Genomic DNA, 15,268 nt, shown 5'->3' on the forward strand with positions numbered 1-15,268 from the left:
GAGGAGGAAACGCCCGGTGAGCCAGCGGGAGTGGATCGAGAAGGACTTCTACAAGGAGCTGGGCGTTTCCTCCAGCGCTACTGCAGAAGAGATCAAGAAGGCGTACCGAAAGTTGGCGCGGGACAACCATCCCGACGCCAATCCCGGTAACGCCGCGGCCGAGAACAAGTTCAAGGCGGTCAGTGAGGCGCATGCCGTTCTCGCCGACCCGGCCAAACGCAAGGAATACGACGAGGCCAGGAGGCTGTTCGCGTCCGGTGGCTTCGGTAGCCGCGGTGGAGGCGGATTCTCGCCCGGTGCAGGCGGATTCGGTGGCGGTGGCCAGACCTTCGACGTGGGCGACATCTTCGGTCAAGGCGGTGGCGGCGACGGCGGCATCGGCGATCTGTTCGGAGGTCTGTTCAATCGCGGCGCAGCCCAGCGCCCGCAGAGCAACCGTCCCCGACGCGGCAGCGATGTCGAGACCGAGACCTCGCTGCAATTCCGTGAAGCAGCGCAGGGTGTGACGGTCCCGTTGCGGTTGACCAGTCCGTCGTCGTGCACCACGTGTCACGGCAGCGGCGCGAAGCCCGGAACGAGCCCGCGGGTGTGCCCCAAGTGCAACGGCCAAGGTGTCGTCAACCGAAACCAAGGCGCGTTCGGCTTCAGCGAGCCCTGTGACGACTGCCGCGGGACCGGATCCATCATCGACGACCCGTGCGTCGATTGCCGCGGCACCGGTGTGCAGAACCGCACCCGCACCATCACCGTGCGAGTACCGGCCGGCATCAGCGACGGCCAGAAAGTTCGACTCGCAGGCCAAGGCGAGGCCGGACTTCGTGGAGCACCGTCCGGCGACCTGTTCGTCACCGTTCGAGTCAAGCCCGACAAGGTCTTCGGCCGCACCGGCGACGACCTCACGGTGACCGTGCCGGTCAGCTACGGCGAACTGGTCCTCGGCACCACACTGTCGGTGCCCACCCTCGAAGGACGCGTCGGCGTCAAGGTGCCACCGGGCACCGTCGACGGCCGAGTGCTGCGGGTGCGTGGACGCGGCATCCCGAAGAAGTCCGGCGCAGGCGACCTGATGGTGACCGTCAAAGTTGCCGTCCCGCAGAAACTCGACGATGCTGCTACCGACGCTCTGAAGACCTATCTGGAAGCCGAGAAGGCCAGCGGATTCGACCCGCGGGCCGGGTGGGCAGGTGTGTGATGTCGGTCCCTCCCGAGGGCGGTTCCGCGAAAGCCGGTGGGGCACAAGGTGATCCCGACGCCCAGATCTTCGTGATCTCCGTCGCGGCCCAGCTCGCCGGTATGCACGCGCAGACGCTGCGCACCTACGACCGACTGGGCCTGGTCATCCCGCACCGCACCACCGGCGGAGGTCGACGCTACACACCGCGGGACGTCGCGCTGCTCCGTGAGGTGCAGCGACTCTCGCAGGACGAGGGCGTCAACCTCGCCGGCATCAAGCGCATCATCGAGCTCACCAACCAGGTCGAGGCCCTGCAGGCCCGGGTCTCTGAACTGGCGCAGGAGGTAGCGAACGTGCACGCGAGCTATCGCCGTGACCTGGTGCCGATCCAACGCAACGCCCTGGTGGTCTGGAAGCCGAAGCACCAGCGCTGAGTTCGCCGCCTTCCCCGCAAACGCGCGCGCATTTGTCAGGTGCGCGCAGACTTGCCAGTGATTCGGTCACTATTCCGCGCGCGTTCAGCAAACGCGCGCGCGTTTGCGGCATCGGCAGCGGCGAACCCCGCGCGCGTTTGCGAGACACCCGGCATCGCCCCCTATCCTGGTCCGCATGCAGGCGTGGAATTCGACAGTCGTTCAGTACCATCGCCTTCGGAACGACCTCGCGGTGATCAGGCTCGAGGGCGACGCGATCCCGTTCAGGGCCGGGCAATCGGTGTCCGTGACAGTGCCTCAGAACACTGCTCTGACGCGGCGATATTCGCCCGCCCTGCCGCCGTCGCTGGACGGCAAGCTCGAATTCCATGTGCGCGCGGTACCCGCGGGGTGGGTGAGCGGGTCGATCGTCAACGAGACGCGGCCCGGTCATGTCTGGCAGATCAGTGATCCGCAGGGCGGTCTGCACGTCGACGATTCCGGGCGTGACGTCGTCATGATCGCGGGCGGTACCGGCCTCGCTCCGTTGCGCGCGATTCTGCTCGATCTCACGCGCTGGGAGCGGCCGCCGAATGTGACGCTGTTCTTCGGCGGCAAGTCGCCGCGCGATCTCTATGCAAGCGACATGCTGTGGTTGATGGCGGCCGAGTTGCCGTGGCTGACCGTCGTTCCCGTCGTCGATCAGCTGCACGAGCCGTGGGCCTCGGACCGCTGGAACGATCGTATTCACGAGGAAATTGGTTCCAGCACATCATTTTTCGAGCCGGAGCACTGTTGGGAGGGTGCTATCGCCGACGTCGTCGCGGTGCAGGGGCCGTTCCCCGACCGTCAGATCCTGGTGTGTGGTTCACCCGGCATGGAGGCCGCCACCGTGCGCGCCCTCGTCGAGATCGGAACCCCGCTCGCAGACATTCGCCGCTGAAGCCGAAGCAGAAGCCGAAGCGCCGCCCCACCACATCAGGGCAGTCGCAGTATTCGACGCAGATGCGCCAGGTCCTCCGGCGGTAGTGCCGTGAATTCCGGCGGAGGGGCGTCGGCGATCGTGCGGGCTTTCTCGGCGAGGCGGCGTCCGGTGTCGGTGAGTCCGATGATGCGTCGTCGACGATCGTGGGGGTCCTCGGTGCGCAACACCAGTTCTCGCTGTTCGAGTTCGCGCACGTTCAGAGATACGTAGGGCACGTCGGAGGCGAGCAGATCGGCGAGTTCGGTGACCGACCGATCGCCGCCCAACAGCTTGATCAGCAGTTTCGCGCGCAGGAAGCTCATCCCGGTGGCCTCGGCGACGGCCCGTCGAGTGTCGTGTACCTCGAGCATCAGCGCTCGCATCTCGCGCCAGATCTGCGCTGCTTCGCTCGTCATACGAGCACCGGCTGGTCGATACGTTCGGCGGTCGATCGTGCCCACCGGCCGGTGGTGACCAGCGCGAGCACGGTCACGACCACGCCTGCACCGGCGATGACGAACCAGGCGGGCACGGCGGCGGCAGTGAAGCCGTCGGAGATTTCTCCGACGATGCTCGCGGTGACGATCGATCCCATGACGGCCACACCGAGCGACTGACCCACCTGCCTGCTGGTCGACGCGATAGCCGAGGCCACGCCGGCTTGGCTGCGCGGCATCCCGGACACTGCGGTGTTGGTGATCGGGGCGTTGACCATGCCGAAGGAGATTCCGAAGATCACGTATGCCGTCGCCAACCAGGTGAAGGATGTCGTCGGCGTCGTTCTGGTGAGCATCAGCGCCGAGACCACGAAGCCGAGGCCGGCCACGAGCAGGGGGATGCGAGCCCCGAAGCTGCCGACGATGCGTCCCGATATCGGCGCGAAAATCAGCGTCATCAGTGCCATCGGCAGAGTGTAGAGACCAGCGTGCAGAGGTGAGTAGCCGCGAACGTCCTGCAGGTACAGCGTGTTGAGGAACAGGAACCCGCCGAGGGACGCGAACGCACACACGGCGATCACCGTAGCGCCACTGAACGGTGCGCTGCGGAAGAACTTCAGCTGGATCAGCGGTTCCTCGATTCGCGATTCGACCACCAGCAGCCCGAGGAGAGAGCCGATCGCGACGGCACCGGTGAACACGATCAGCGGTGATCCCCAGCCCTTCGCGGGACCTTCGATGATGGTGAAGACCAGGGACGCGAGGAACGCGAAGATGAGGAACTGACCTACCGGATCGAACTTCCTCGCGTGCTCGGCCTTGGATTCCGGGACGAACTTCAGTGTCATCGCCAAAGCGAAGATCCCGACGGGGACGTTGATCCAGAAGATGGACTGCCAGCCGGCGCTGGTGACGAGCACGCCGCCGAGTGCCGGTCCCGCGGACATCGAGATTCCGACGACGGCACCCCACATGCCGATCGCGCCGGCGCGCTCTTTGGGGTCGGTGAAGGTGTTGGTGATGATCGACATCGCGACGGGATTCATCATCGAGCCGCCGATGGCCTGCAGCATCCGGAAGGCGATGAGCCAGCCCAGCGACGGTGCGACGCTGCACAGCAGCGAGCCGAGCACGAACGTTCCGGTGCCGATCAGAAAGAACCGCTTGCGTCCGTACCGGTCGGCCATCGAGCCGCCGAGCATCAGCAGAGATGCCACGACCAGCGTGTATGCATCGATGATCCATTGCAGACCCGATACCGATGCATTCAGATCTGCGCGCATCGACGGCAGCGCGACGTTGACGATCGTGTTGTCGGTGCTGACGAGAAACAGGCTGAGGCAGCAGATCCCGAGCACGAGATATCGGTGTCGTCGAGTCAGCTCGGCCACGTGCACCTCCGCATATTTGCTTGTACATCTACAACTATTACATGAGTACTCCTAACTTGTTCGACGAGCAAGTGGCGTCGGGCTGGTCGGTGCCCGATAGGGTGTGTGTCACAGACTTGCTCGACCCCCGATACCTGCTCGGTGAATGGAGAACAACAGTGGCTTCCGAGATCGCACCAGGCGACCTGGTTCAGGCGTCCGGGCATGCAGGCCCGTGGAAGGTGCTCGAGATTCGTCAAGGGTTGGCGTTGCTCGAGCATCACGACGGGCATCGGCTGTCGGTCCGTACGACGACGGTCGAGGTGGTGCGCAAGGCGTCGCCGCGCGAGGGCTCGGCTCCGCTGGAAGAGGCGGAGTCCGAGAGCCCCTCGCTGTTCGACGAGAGCTGACCTAGCGCCGCCCACCGTCGGCTGCGTACTTCTGCCGTAGCGACTTGGTCATCTGCTTGTATTCCCTCAACTTCTCGCTGCGCGCCCGCGCGTCGTAGCGTGACGTGGTCCAGGCGTTCTCCCGCAACAGCTTTCGATAGTTACTCAGCCGGCGTTCGGTGAGTTCGCCTGCCTCGACGGCGGCGAGAACGGCGCAACCGGGCTCGTGTGCGTGCGCGCAGTCGCCGAAACGGCACAGTGCGGCCAGCTCGTCGATATCCGAAAAAGCGTTCGCCACTGCGTCTTCCGATCCTTGTACGCCCACCGACCTCAATCCGGGAGTATCGAGCAGGGTCAGTCCCAGCCGTGGTACCGGAATCAATTCCCGACGCACCGTCGTGTGTCTGCCCTTGGCGTCCGCCTCGCGAGTGGTGCCGGTGGCGAACGCGGTGCTCCCGATCAGAGCGTTGCCGAGAGTCGATTTACCCGATCCCGACGGCCCGATCAGCGCGACCGTGCCGTGCAGATGTGCTGTCAGCGAGTCGATTCCGTCGGCCGACACCGCGCTGGTGCTGCAGACGGTGACACCCGGCGCGGCGGCCAGTACCGACTCTTCGGTGACGCGTCCGCTGTCGGTCTTGGTGATCGCGACGACGGGTACGCCGCCGCTGCCCCACGCCAGCGTGAGGTAGCGCTCGACGCGACCGAGATCGAGGGCAGTGTCCGACGCGACAGTGACCACGACGGTATCGACGTTGGCACCGAGAACCTGTGCGGCCGAGGTCGATCCGGCACTGGCGCGAACTATGGCCGTTCGGCGGGGCAGGATGTCGATCAGCCGGAACGATTCCGCGTCCAGTGCCACCCAATCCCCGGTGCAGAGGTCAGTGCCGGTGCCGCGTGCGATTCCGTGCTCGGTGATGGCGTCGAATTCACCGCGGTCGACGCGAACCACGCGGGCGAGAACTGCGCTGTGAGAATGCTGCTCGAACTCGTCACGCCAGTGCTGGTCGAGTCCGTATTCGAGTAGAGAAGACATGCGAGAAGTCCTTCGTGGAGGAGGTGTGAGGGCTCGGGTGTGTTCTCGTCCAGGTGGCCACGATGCCCACCTCCTCACTTCTCGCATGCACAAAACCGTCGACGGCAAACTAGCAGCCGTCGACGGTGGGGGTAAAGCGATTTATCTGACGAGGTTGGTGCCCTCGGCCGGTTGTGCCAGAGCGGACAGGAACGAGCGAGCCCAGCGGTCGACGTCATGGGCGAGAACCTGCCGGCGCATGGCTCGCATGTGACGCTTACCTGCCTCGGGTTCCTGTTCGAGCGCTCCCGTGATGGCGTCCTTCACGCTGTCCAGATCATGGGGGTTGCACAGGTACGCCTGGCGCAATTCTGCAGCAGCACCGGTGAATTCGCTGAGAACCAGCGCGCCACCGAGGTCGCTGCGGCAGGCCACGTACTCCTTGGCGACGAGGTTCATGCCGTCGCGTAGGGGAGTGACCAGCATGACGTCGGCAGCGACGAAGTAGGCGAGCAGGTCCTCGCGGGGTATGGGACGGTGCAGGTAGTGGACCACCGGGTGGCCCACCTGGCCGTACTCGCCGTTGATGCGTCCCACCTGCTGTTCGATCTCACCGCGCATGGCGACATAGCTCTCGACGCGTTCACGGCTGGGCGTCGCCAATTGCACGATGACGTTCTCGGCCGGATCGACTCGGCCTTCTTCGAGCAACTCTCGAAATGCGTTGAGCCGAACGTCGATTCCCTTGGTGTAATCCAGTCGGTCGACGCCGAGCATGATCCGTTTCGGATTGCCCAGGTCTTTGCGCAACTGCTTGGCGCGGTCTCGGACGGCCTTCGTGCGCGACTTGGTGTCGAGGTCACCGGAGTCGATGGAGATCGGGAACGCTCCGACGCGTACGGTCCGGAACCCCACCTGGACGACACCGAGCTTGGATCGCACACCGACGGTTCCGCGTGAGGTGGTTCCCCCGGCGAGGCGTCGGGCAAGGTAGAGGAAGTTCTGTGCACCGCCGGACAGATGGAAACCGATCAGGTCGGCTCCGAGCAGTCCTTCGACGATCTCGGTGCGCCACGGCATCTGCATGAACAGCTCGATCGGTGGGAACGGGATGTGCAGAAAGAAGCCGATGGTCAGATCTGGCCGCAGCATCCGCAGCATCTTGGGCACCAGCTGGAGCTGATAGTCCTGAATCCACACCGTCGCACCCTGCGCGGCTGCCTCGGACGTCTTCTCCGCGAAGCGGCGGTTGACTTCGACGTAGGCGTTCCACCAGTCGCGGTCGTACTCGGGCTTGACGATGACGTCGTGGTACAGCGGCCACAGCGTGGCGTTGGAGAAGCCCTCGTAGTACTGGGTGTATTCCTTCTCGCTGATCGGCACCGGACGCAGGTGCAGGTCGTCCTCGACGAACGGCTCCACGTCGACGTCGGATACGCCGACCCATCCCACCCAGGCACCCTTGTTGGCGCGCAGGATGGGCTCGAGCGCGGTGACCAGCCCGCCGGGGCTGCGCTTCCATCGCGTGCTTCCGTCGGGAAGTGTCTCCAGATCGACCGGCAACCTGTTGGCTACGACGACGAAATCCGAACCCTGCGAGGCGTCAGCCACAACTGTCCAATCCGCTTGTTGATGCCTAGGTAATCAGCCCTGCGAAAACCTGTCAGTCGGTCTTCGCTACGGGGTCTATACCCAGCATCGACAACAACATGCGGCACTCGTCTGCATCGGTCGCATAGGCGGCGACGACGCGCTGGGCCTGACTGGCGGTCTCGTACTCGAGTGGGACGATGTCTTCGTCGGCGATGTCGTTGTCGGTCGATGTCTTGGCAGGCATGGTGATCTCCGTACTCTCTGCTGGACTTACTCGGTGTTCGCTGGTGCCAACTCTATGTAAATGTGACACCCCATCGCCACTTCCCGATGCCATAGGCTGCAGCGAATGATCGATTCTGTCTCGCTTCACCATGCTCGAAACGTGGTGGAGGCACCTTTCCCGGCCACCGGTGGCGCGATTCTGCGCCGCACCGTACGACGTCGTCGCACCCGCTTGATCGTCTCGTCCCTGCTCTTCGGGGTGCATCAACTGTGCGAAACGATGGTTCCGGTCGCGATCGGTCTGATCGTGTCGCGGGCGATCGACACCGGCGACGTGACGGCGATGATCGTCTCGTTGGTCGGTCTCGCGGCTCTGTTCGTCACACTGTCCTACGCCTGGCGCATCGGTGCCCGCATCATCGTCGTCGCCATCGAGCGTGAGGCCCACGATGTGCGGGTGGAGGTCGCCGGCCGCGTTCTCGACCCACGCGGACTGCGCACCGATCTGTCGGCCGGGGAATTGCTGACGGTCTCGACGTCCGATGCCGAGAAGGAATCGTGGATTCTCGACCTGATCGCGCGAGTCTTCGCGTCCGCAGTGGCGGTGGTCGCGTCCGCGGTGGCATTGCTGATCATCGACATTCCTCTCGGCCTGGCCGTCGTGATCGGCACTCCGGTAATTTTGATCGCGCTCCAGCGTCTCGCCCCGTTGCTCACCCGCGCGGCCACCGCACAGCAGGCCGAGATCGCCGGGGTCTCGGGAATGGCCACCGATCTGGTCAGTGGAGTGCGTCCGCTGCGCGGAATCGGAGCCGAGGACGCCGCGACTCAGCGGTTCGTGACGTCGAGCCGAACGGCACTGGCGGCCACGCTGAGGTTGGCCCGCGCCAACAACGTCTATCAGGGCCTGGCGGCGGCGGTCAACGCGTTGCTCGCCGTCGGAATCGCCGGTACCGCAGGCTGGTTCGCGTTGCAGGGTCGCATCTCGGTCGGCGAGCTGATCACCGTCATCGGGCTCTCGCAATTCGTCATCGAACCGCTGACCGGGCTGTCCAAGATCCCCGGCGTGGTGGCGATGGTGCGTGGCTCGGCCGACCGGCTCGCACTCGTACTCGGTGCCGACCACGTTCTGCCGCAATCGGATTCCGCTGTGCCCTCGGGTACCGAACTCGCCGTCGACGAGGTCGGGTTCCGTTCGCTCGACGGCCTCACCTTCTCGGCCGCACCCGGCGAGATGCTCGGAATCGTTGCCTACCGGCCGCAGGACGGGGAGGCACTCGCCCAGGTGCTCTCCGGTCAGATCTCCGAGTCCGACTACACCGGAACGGTAAGGATCGGCGGCATCGCAACAGGGGACATCGATCTCCGACGCGCCCGCGAGACCGTGCTCGTCGAGCCGCACATCACCGATCTGTTCGCCGGTACCGTCCGCAGCAACGTCACCGCAGGTCGCGCGCAGCCCGACGCCGAACTCGACCGCGTGCTCGAGGCCTCCGCGGCCACCGACGTCGTCGAACTGCACGAAGCCGGACTCGACCACGCCGTCACCGACCGCGGTGCCAGCCTCTCCGGCGGCCAACGTCAACGGGTCGCGTTGGCGCGGGCCCTGTCGGTCGACGCCCCGGTGCTGGTGCTGCACGACCCCACCACCGCGGTCGACGCCGTCACCGAGCACACGATCGCGCGCGGCATCGCCGAGCTTCGACACACCGGCAGCGCCGCGCAGACCACGATCCTGATCACCACCAGCCCTGCGCTGCTGTCGGTGACGCATCGCGTGCTCGTCGTCGACGACGGCCGCGTCGTCGCCGAAGGAACCCACCACGATCTCGCGTCCTCGGACGCGCAGTACAAGGAGACGGTGCTGCGATGACCGCCCCCGAACTTCTTCCCATCGCCACCGGTGCCCGGTCGGGCCGCTGGCTGTTGGAACAGCTGAAACTACGACGGGCACGAACGGCAGTGACGCTGCTGCTCGGCGCAATTGCCGCGGCGATGTCGCTGGTGCCCGTCTACGTGCTCGGTGTCTTGGTCGACCGCGTCCGCGACGGGGCCGACTCGTCGACCATCGTGGGGGTCGTCGTCGTGATCGCGGTGGCAGCGGTCATCGGCGGTGTCGTCACCGGTTTCAGCGGCTACCTGATCAGTACCCTCGGCGAGGGCATCCTGGCGTCGCTGCGTGAGGCCGTCGTGCGACGCGCTCTCCGCCTGCCGGTGGCCACGCTGGAGCGAGTGGGCAAGGGCGACTTGCTCTCCCGCGTCGGCGACGACGTCGCAGTGATGGCCAAGTCGATCGGCGAAGTGATTCCCCAGCTCGTCGGAGCATTCCTGCTGGTGTGCCTGAGCATGATCACGATGCTCGGAATCGACTGGCGTCTGGGGCTTGCCGGTCTGGTGGCATTGCCGATGTACGTGCTCGCGCTGCGCTGGTATCTGCCCCGATCGGCTCCGCTGTACGCGGCCGAACGAGTCGCTATGGGCGAGCGAGCCCAGTCCTTCGTCAGCAGCATGCAGGGCGCAAAGACGGTGCGGGCCTACGGACTCGAAGCCGAGCACCTCGGTGAGGTGGATCGAGCGTCGGCGAAAGCCCGCGACATCGGCGTCGACGTCTTCCGCCTGTTCACCCGTTTCGGCTCACGCAGTAACCGCGCCGAATGTGTCGGTCTGTCGGTGATCCTGCTGGCCGGATTCCTGCTCGTACGAGGCGATTACGTGACCGTCGGTGAGACCACGGCCGCGGCGCTGCTGTTCCATCGCCTGTTCAATCCGATCGGCACCCTGCTCTTCACGTTCGACGACATCCAGTCTGCCGGAGCTTCTCTGGCCCGACTGGTCGGTGTCGTCGACATTGCCGACGAGCGGCCGGTGGGCGACGGTTCCGTGCCTGCCGACGCCACCCTCGATGTCGTCGACCTGCGCCACTCGTACGACGGGGGTCACGAAGTACTGCACGGGGTCGACCTGCGTGTCGACGCAGGTGAGACGGTCGCGCTCGTGGGATCCACCGGTGCCGGGAAGTCGACGATCGCGGCCATTGCGGCCGGGTCCATGGCGTCGACGTCGGGCACGGTTCGTGTCGGCGGCGCGTCGCTGGACTCGTTGGGCCACCAGGGTTTACGCCGGCATGTCGCGATCGTCAGCCAGGAAGTGCACGTCTTCGCCGGCCCACTGATCGACGACGTGTTGCTCGCGGCACCGGACGCCGGCCGCGACGACGTGGAAGCCGCACTGCGGACCGTCGGTGCCTGGGGATGGGTCGAGGCGCTCGAGAACGGCCTCGACACCGCCGTCGGCGAGGGCGGTCACCAGTTGACCGCGGCGCAATCGCAGCAATTGGCTCTGGCGCGGCTGGTTCTCGCCGATCCGGCTGTCGCGGTGTTGGACGAGGCCACCGCCGAGGCCGGCAGCTCCGGTGCCCGTGAGCTCGAACTGGCTGCGGAGGCGGCGACGAGAGGCCGCAGCACATTGGTCGTGGCGCATCGCCTCACCCAGGCCGCTGCAGCGGACCGCGTCGTGGTGCTCGAGCACGGGAAAATCGTGGAGCAAGGTCCGCACGACGAGTTGGTCGCTGCCGGTGGGCGTTACGCAGAGCTGTGGGAGGCGTGGCAGGGTCGCTGATTGCTATAGCAATTTGCCTATAGCTATTAGTTTTGGCTACGGTGTCCTCGGAAGATGGAGGAGGCCGACATGGCACGCGCAGGATTGACCGCGCAGCGCATCGTGGCAGCAGGAGCGGATCTGGCCGACGAGGTCGGCTTCGATCGCGTGACTGCCAGTGAGTTGGCGCGACGCTTCGACGTCAAAGTGGCGAGTCTGTATTCGCATCTGAAGAGCGCGCATCAGCTCAATGTCGGCATCGCTCTGCTGGCGTTGGAAGAATTGGCCGACCGGGTAGCAGAAGCGTTGGCAGGCAGGGCAGGCAAGGACGCGTTGGTGGCAGTGGCCGACGCGTACCTGGTCTATTCGCGCGAACATCCCGGCCGGTACGCGGCCACTCAATTTCCTCTCGACCACGAGACGGCGATCAACAGTGCCGGGGTGCGGCACTCGGCAATGATGAAGGCGATCCTTCGTGGGTATCACCTGAGCGAGGTGGATCAGGTACATGCTGTTCGATTGTTGGGCAGCGTCTTTCACGGTTTTGCCAGCCTCGAAGCGGCCGGCTCGTTCGCTCACAGTGCACCCGACTCGCAAGAGTCGTGGGCCCGAATCCTCGACGGAATCGACACACTCCTACGGCAATGGAGGCAGGAACAATGAAGCCGATCTCCGAACGCGACATCAGATCGTCGTTCGTCAACTCGTCCAAGGGCGACGCCACTCGGCTTTCCCTCCCCGATATGTTCGACGAAGTGCCGTGGGAGGATCTCGATTTCCTCGGCTGGGGCGACCCGAAGCTGGCGGGACGGAGCTACATCGTCGTACCGCAGGAGGATCGACTCCGGGGAATTGCGTTGCGATACAAGGCAGGTGGCCCACGGACTGCGCAGATGTGCAGCATCTGTCTCACCACCCACGCCAACGGCGGTGTGTCGCTGATGGCCGCTGCGAAGGCAGGGGAGTCCGGGCGACGCGGCAACACCGTCGGTACCTACATCTGCTCGGATCTCGCGTGTTCTCTGTACGCACGCAAGAAGAAAACACCGGCCCTGGGACGACAGTTCAAGGAGGACTTCGACGTCGACACCCGCACGGCGACAGTCAAAGACAATATCGACGCATTCCTCGCTCGCATCGTCAGCTGATCGTCGCTCCGCTCCCGTCGTGCGCGTTATGCGCCCTCAGAGGTACGCACAACGCGCACGACCTAGCTCTTTTGGCTGGACCGCTGTGGCCGCAAAGCTGTGAAAAGCCAGGCCGCTGCCGCGACAATTGCCAGTCCCCAGCCCGCAATGCCGGCCCCGGGGAAGTCCAGTCTTGGGACGGCTAGAACCCCGAAGATCACCAGAGTGGCGAACAGCGGCGAGAGTCTGTGCCGGGCGCGGTTGGGTGGACTGGACTCGGGTCCCGTTTGTCGCATGCGCATCTACCCGCCTTGTCGATGTGTTCGGCGAACCTACAGTAAACCGGGCAGTCGGGCTTCGCTGGTGCGCCCCGGTCGATGCTCTGAGAGTGTGGCACCAACGGTTGCAGCGCGCACCAGCCCCGCACCGAGAACACGGTGCGGGGCTGGAAGAGGTTGTTGCTGAGCTCGATTCGAGAGAACTGGGCTGTCAGTCCTTGTTCTTCTCCGCGATGAACAGCTTCTCGATGCGCTCTGCCTCGTCCTTCTTGGCGTCGGCTTCCTCGGATCGCTCTGCGGCCTCGGCCAATTCGGCCTCGGACGGCGCTGCTGCCAACTTCTCCTGCTTGTCGACCTGAGCCTGCTGAGTCTTCTTGCGGTCCTCGGCTGCCTTGGCCGCCGCGGCAGCTTGCTCGTCGGCCTTCTTCTTCTTTGCAGCCGCTTCGCGTTCGGCTTCCTGGGCGGCCTCGCGCTTGCGCTGCTCGGCTTCCTGTCGCGCGTCGCGGGCGGCTTCCTGGGCTGCGGCGTCGGCGGCCCGCCGGTCCTGATCGGCGGTCTCACGAGCCGTCTTCAGGTCGGCGTCCGCAGCGGTCTTCTTCGCACGTGCCTCGGCGTCCAGACGTGCTGCCTCGGCGCGGTTCTCGGTGCTGTCGACCAGCGTCTCGCCGCGATCGGCAAGGCTTCTGTCTCCCAACAGGTTACCGACGGCACGATCGAGGGATCCGAGCGTGTGCTCGTAGGCGAGCCGTGCCGGCGATTCCGCATCCATCTTCACCACGACGTTGGTCTCGATGAGCTGCAACGGAATTCGAGCGATCCGGTACTGAATTCTCAGGATGGTCAGTGGTAGGGCCAAAACACTCATGTAGTCGAACTCCTAGATCAGCAGTGGTGGGTCAAGCCTGGTTGCGAAGCTCTTCGGCTTTCTTGCGGTCGGCTTCGGCCTGCAGCAGCGCTTCCTGGTGCTTCTGCGCAGCCACCATTTCGTCCGCATCCGCCGCGGCCTGCTCGGCTTTGCGCTCCTCGGCCGCTTCGATCTGTTGGGCCGTAGCGTCGACCTCGGCTGCCGCTCGTTCCTGCGCCACGGTCTCACGCTTGTTCTGCTCGGCCGCGGCCACCTGGGTCTCTCGAACGCGATCTGCGTTCGCCTCGGCAACTGCCGCGTTCTCTTCCGCGGCCTCGCGTCGACTGTCTGCCGCAGTCCGCACGTCGGCGAGCTCCTCCGCGGCCTCGGTGGCCTGCGCATCGGCGACGCGTTCGGTGGCCTGCGCCTCCTTACGTTCGCGAGCCTGAGCGGCCTGCAACTGGCCCTCGGCCGTCAACGAGTCGTTGCCGGTGACAGCGCCGACGACCTCTTTGGCTTTGCCCTTGATCCCGTCGAGCATTCCTTTGCGTGCTTCGCCCGCTACGTTCTCGTCAGTCATGTAACTGCAGGTACCCACTGGCTGTTCGAGTAACCCCACGTCGACCTCGGACGATACGATCGCCGACGAAAGCATCAGCAGTGAGGAGACGTATGCCTATCGCGAAGATCAACGGCATCGACGTGAACTACCAGGTCAAGGGCAGTGGAGACCTGGTCGTTCTGATAATGGGCACCGGCAGTCCCGGCCGAGTGTGGGAACTGCATCAGGTACCGGCCCTCCTGGCGGCCGGCTACCGGGTGTGCACCTTCGACAACCGCGGTATCGCGCCGTCGTCGGAAAGTGCGACCGGTATCACCATCGACGCCATGGTTGCCGACACCGAGGGCTTGATCGAACTGGTCCGCGACGGTGCCGAGAAGGCCTTCGTCGTCGGAACGTCGATGGGCTCTCGCGTCGCGCAGGAGTTGGCTCTGAAGCGTCCCGATCTGGTTCGCAAGGCGGCATTCCTGGCCGGGCACGCGCGGGTCGACGAGTTTCAGAAGACGCTCGCCCAGGGCGAGCGGGCGCTCTACGACAAGCGCGTCGAGCTGCCGGGCACGTACTCGGCCGCGGTGACGGCGGTGATGAACCTGTCGCCCGCCACGTTGCGTGATGCGCGAACGGCTCGCGATTGGCTCGACCTGTTCGAGTTCTCGGCATCCTCGCCATCCGCCGGGGTGCGCGCGCAGCTGGGCATGGACGACGATTTCGACCGCACCAACGCCTACCGGGCAGTGTCGGTGCCGTGTCTGTCGGTCGGGTTCGCCGACGATCGGATGATCCCCGCCTACCTGGGCAAGGAGCTCGCCGACGCCATTCCGGGGGCTCGATACGTGGAGATCGCGGACGCCGGGCACTACGGATATCTCGAGCGTCCCGAGGCCGTCAATGCGCACTTGCTCGACTTCTTCAAGGCCTGACGCCACCTGAGCACGACCTGCGTTGCTAGGGTCGTGTGGCACCTCACGGTGCAGACTTACCAATCAAACGTTCGCGACGAGTGAGGCGAGATGAGTACCAACCCGTTCGATGACGAAGACGGACGCTTCTTCGTGCTGGTCAACGACGAAGATCAGCATTCGCTGTGGCCGACGTTCTCCGAGGTCCCTCAGGGGTGGCGTGTCGTCTTCGGTGAAGACACCCGCGCTGCGTGCCTGGAGTACGTCGAGAAGAACTGGACCGACATGCGTCCGCGCAGCCTGCGTGAGGCCATGGAGGCCGACGCAGCTGCCCGCGCAGGTGCTGAGGGAACCCCCAGCACCGAGGCCTGAGTTCCG

General features: G+C 65.1%; 17 protein-coding genes. 10 read left to right on the plus strand and 7 right to left on the minus strand.

Translation table 11 applies throughout. The features are described from left to right. Nucleotides 1-16: 16 nt before the first annotated feature. The 3 genes from dnaJ to K414_RS0109065 all read left to right on the plus strand — a co-directional run bounded on the left by dnaJ (nt 17) and on the right by K414_RS0109065 (nt 2,530). Nucleotides 17-1,192 carry a molecular chaperone DnaJ gene (gene dnaJ / locus K414_RS0109055; RefSeq protein WP_027495657.1) on the plus strand — a complete coding sequence of 392 codons (1,176 nt, stop codon included), beginning with the start codon at nt 17-19 and terminating at the stop codon, nt 1,190-1,192. After that, entirely contained in the window at nt 1,192-1,608 is a 417-nt protein-coding gene (locus K414_RS0109060; RefSeq protein WP_045841157.1) for a helix-turn-helix domain-containing protein, read from the plus strand. The genes dnaJ and K414_RS0109060 overlap by 1 nt, the downstream gene beginning before the upstream one ends. A gap of 175 nt (nt 1,609-1,783) precedes the next feature. Further along, nucleotides 1,784-2,530 carry an FAD-binding oxidoreductase gene (locus K414_RS0109065; RefSeq protein WP_027495659.1) on the plus strand — a complete coding sequence of 249 codons (747 nt, stop codon included), beginning with the start codon at nt 1,784-1,786 and terminating at the stop codon, nt 2,528-2,530. Nucleotides 2,531-2,565: 35 nt separating this feature from the next. On the opposite strand, the gene K414_RS0109070 is transcribed toward K414_RS0109065, so the two are convergent. Then, on the minus strand, nt 2,566-2,967 hold the full coding sequence (locus K414_RS0109070; RefSeq protein WP_027495660.1) for a MarR family transcriptional regulator: 402 nt from the start codon (nt 2,965-2,967) through the stop codon (nt 2,566-2,568). Next, nucleotides 2,964-4,379, minus strand: a complete 1,416-nt coding sequence (locus K414_RS0109075) for an MFS transporter (protein ID WP_027495661.1) — start codon at nt 4,377-4,379, stop codon at nt 2,964-2,966. The genes K414_RS0109070 and K414_RS0109075 overlap by 4 nt, the downstream gene beginning before the upstream one ends. Nucleotides 4,380-4,537: 158 nt before the next feature. Here K414_RS0109075 and K414_RS0109080 point away from each other — a divergent pair, with 158 nt between their 5' ends. Continuing rightward, entirely contained in the window at nt 4,538-4,768 is a 231-nt protein-coding gene (locus K414_RS0109080) for a hypothetical protein (protein ID WP_027495662.1), read from the plus strand. Between the two features lies 1 nt (nt 4,769). Here K414_RS0109080 and rsgA read toward each other — a convergent pair whose 3' ends face one another. The 3 genes from rsgA to K414_RS29350 form a co-directional block, all read right to left on the minus strand. Continuing rightward, nucleotides 4,770-5,786: a ribosome small subunit-dependent GTPase A gene (rsgA, locus tag K414_RS0109085; RefSeq protein ID WP_027495663.1), complete on the minus strand. Its 1,017-nt coding sequence runs from the start codon at nt 5,784-5,786 to the stop codon at nt 4,770-4,772. Nucleotides 5,787-5,927: 141 nt separating this feature from the next. Then, nucleotides 5,928-7,376: a trehalose-6-phosphate synthase gene (locus K414_RS0109090; protein ID WP_027495664.1), complete on the minus strand. Its 1,449-nt coding sequence runs from the start codon at nt 7,374-7,376 to the stop codon at nt 5,928-5,930. 52 nt (nt 7,377-7,428) lie between these two features. Beyond that, nucleotides 7,429-7,602 (minus strand): hypothetical protein, encoded by a 174-nt coding sequence (locus K414_RS29350; RefSeq protein ID WP_008710019.1) that lies wholly within the window; start codon nt 7,600-7,602, stop codon nt 7,429-7,431. 105 nt (nt 7,603-7,707) lie between these two features. Here K414_RS29350 and K414_RS0109100 point away from each other — a divergent pair, with 105 nt between their 5' ends. The 4 genes from K414_RS0109100 to K414_RS0109115 all read left to right on the plus strand — a co-directional run bounded on the left by K414_RS0109100 (nt 7,708) and on the right by K414_RS0109115 (nt 12,328). Continuing rightward, nucleotides 7,708-9,456, plus strand: a complete 1,749-nt coding sequence (locus K414_RS0109100) for an ABC transporter ATP-binding protein (protein WP_202595058.1) — start codon at nt 7,708-7,710, stop codon at nt 9,454-9,456. Continuing rightward, nucleotides 9,453-11,201, plus strand: a complete 1,749-nt coding sequence (locus tag K414_RS0109105) for an ABC transporter ATP-binding protein (RefSeq protein ID WP_027495666.1) — start codon at nt 9,453-9,455, stop codon at nt 11,199-11,201. Before K414_RS0109100 ends, K414_RS0109105 begins: the two co-directional genes overlap by 4 nt. 69 nt (nt 11,202-11,270) lie before the next feature. Then, the gene (locus K414_RS0109110) at nt 11,271-11,843 is read left to right on the plus strand and encodes a TetR/AcrR family transcriptional regulator (protein WP_027495667.1); all 573 of its coding nucleotides are present in this window, start codon (nt 11,271-11,273) and stop codon (nt 11,841-11,843) included. Further along, a complete protein-coding gene (locus tag K414_RS0109115; protein WP_027495668.1) occupies nt 11,840-12,328 on the plus strand; it encodes an FBP domain-containing protein in 489 nt (162 codons plus the stop codon). Before K414_RS0109110 ends, K414_RS0109115 begins: the two co-directional genes overlap by 4 nt. A 468-nt stretch (nt 12,329-12,796) precedes the next feature. On the opposite strand, the gene K414_RS0109120 is transcribed toward K414_RS0109115, so the two are convergent. Together K414_RS0109120 and K414_RS0109125 are read right to left on the minus strand one after the other, a co-directional pair. Continuing rightward, on the minus strand, nt 12,797-13,450 hold the full coding sequence (locus K414_RS0109120) for a hypothetical protein (protein ID WP_027495669.1): 654 nt from the start codon (nt 13,448-13,450) through the stop codon (nt 12,797-12,799). 31 nt (nt 13,451-13,481) lie between these two features. Further along, the gene (locus K414_RS0109125; protein ID WP_027495670.1) at nt 13,482-14,009 is read right to left on the minus strand and encodes a hypothetical protein; all 528 of its coding nucleotides are present in this window, start codon (nt 14,007-14,009) and stop codon (nt 13,482-13,484) included. 92 nt (nt 14,010-14,101) lie between these two features. On the opposite strand from K414_RS0109125, the gene K414_RS0109130 reads away from it, so the two are divergent. Both K414_RS0109130 and K414_RS0109135 read left to right on the plus strand, forming a co-directional pair. Beyond that, complete coding sequence (locus tag K414_RS0109130; RefSeq protein WP_027495671.1) at nt 14,102-14,911, plus strand: alpha/beta hydrolase; 810 nt, start codon at nt 14,102-14,104, stop codon at nt 14,909-14,911. Between the two features lie 90 nt (nt 14,912-15,001). After that, nucleotides 15,002-15,262: an MbtH family protein gene (locus tag K414_RS0109135; protein WP_027495672.1), complete on the plus strand. Its 261-nt coding sequence runs from the start codon at nt 15,002-15,004 to the stop codon at nt 15,260-15,262. Nucleotides 15,263-15,268 lie beyond the last annotated feature (6 nt).

The organism is Rhodococcus sp. JG-3, assembly GCF_000482405.1.
In the GTDB taxonomy this organism is placed as follows: domain Bacteria; phylum Actinomycetota; class Actinomycetes; order Mycobacteriales; family Mycobacteriaceae; genus Rhodococcoides; species Rhodococcoides fascians.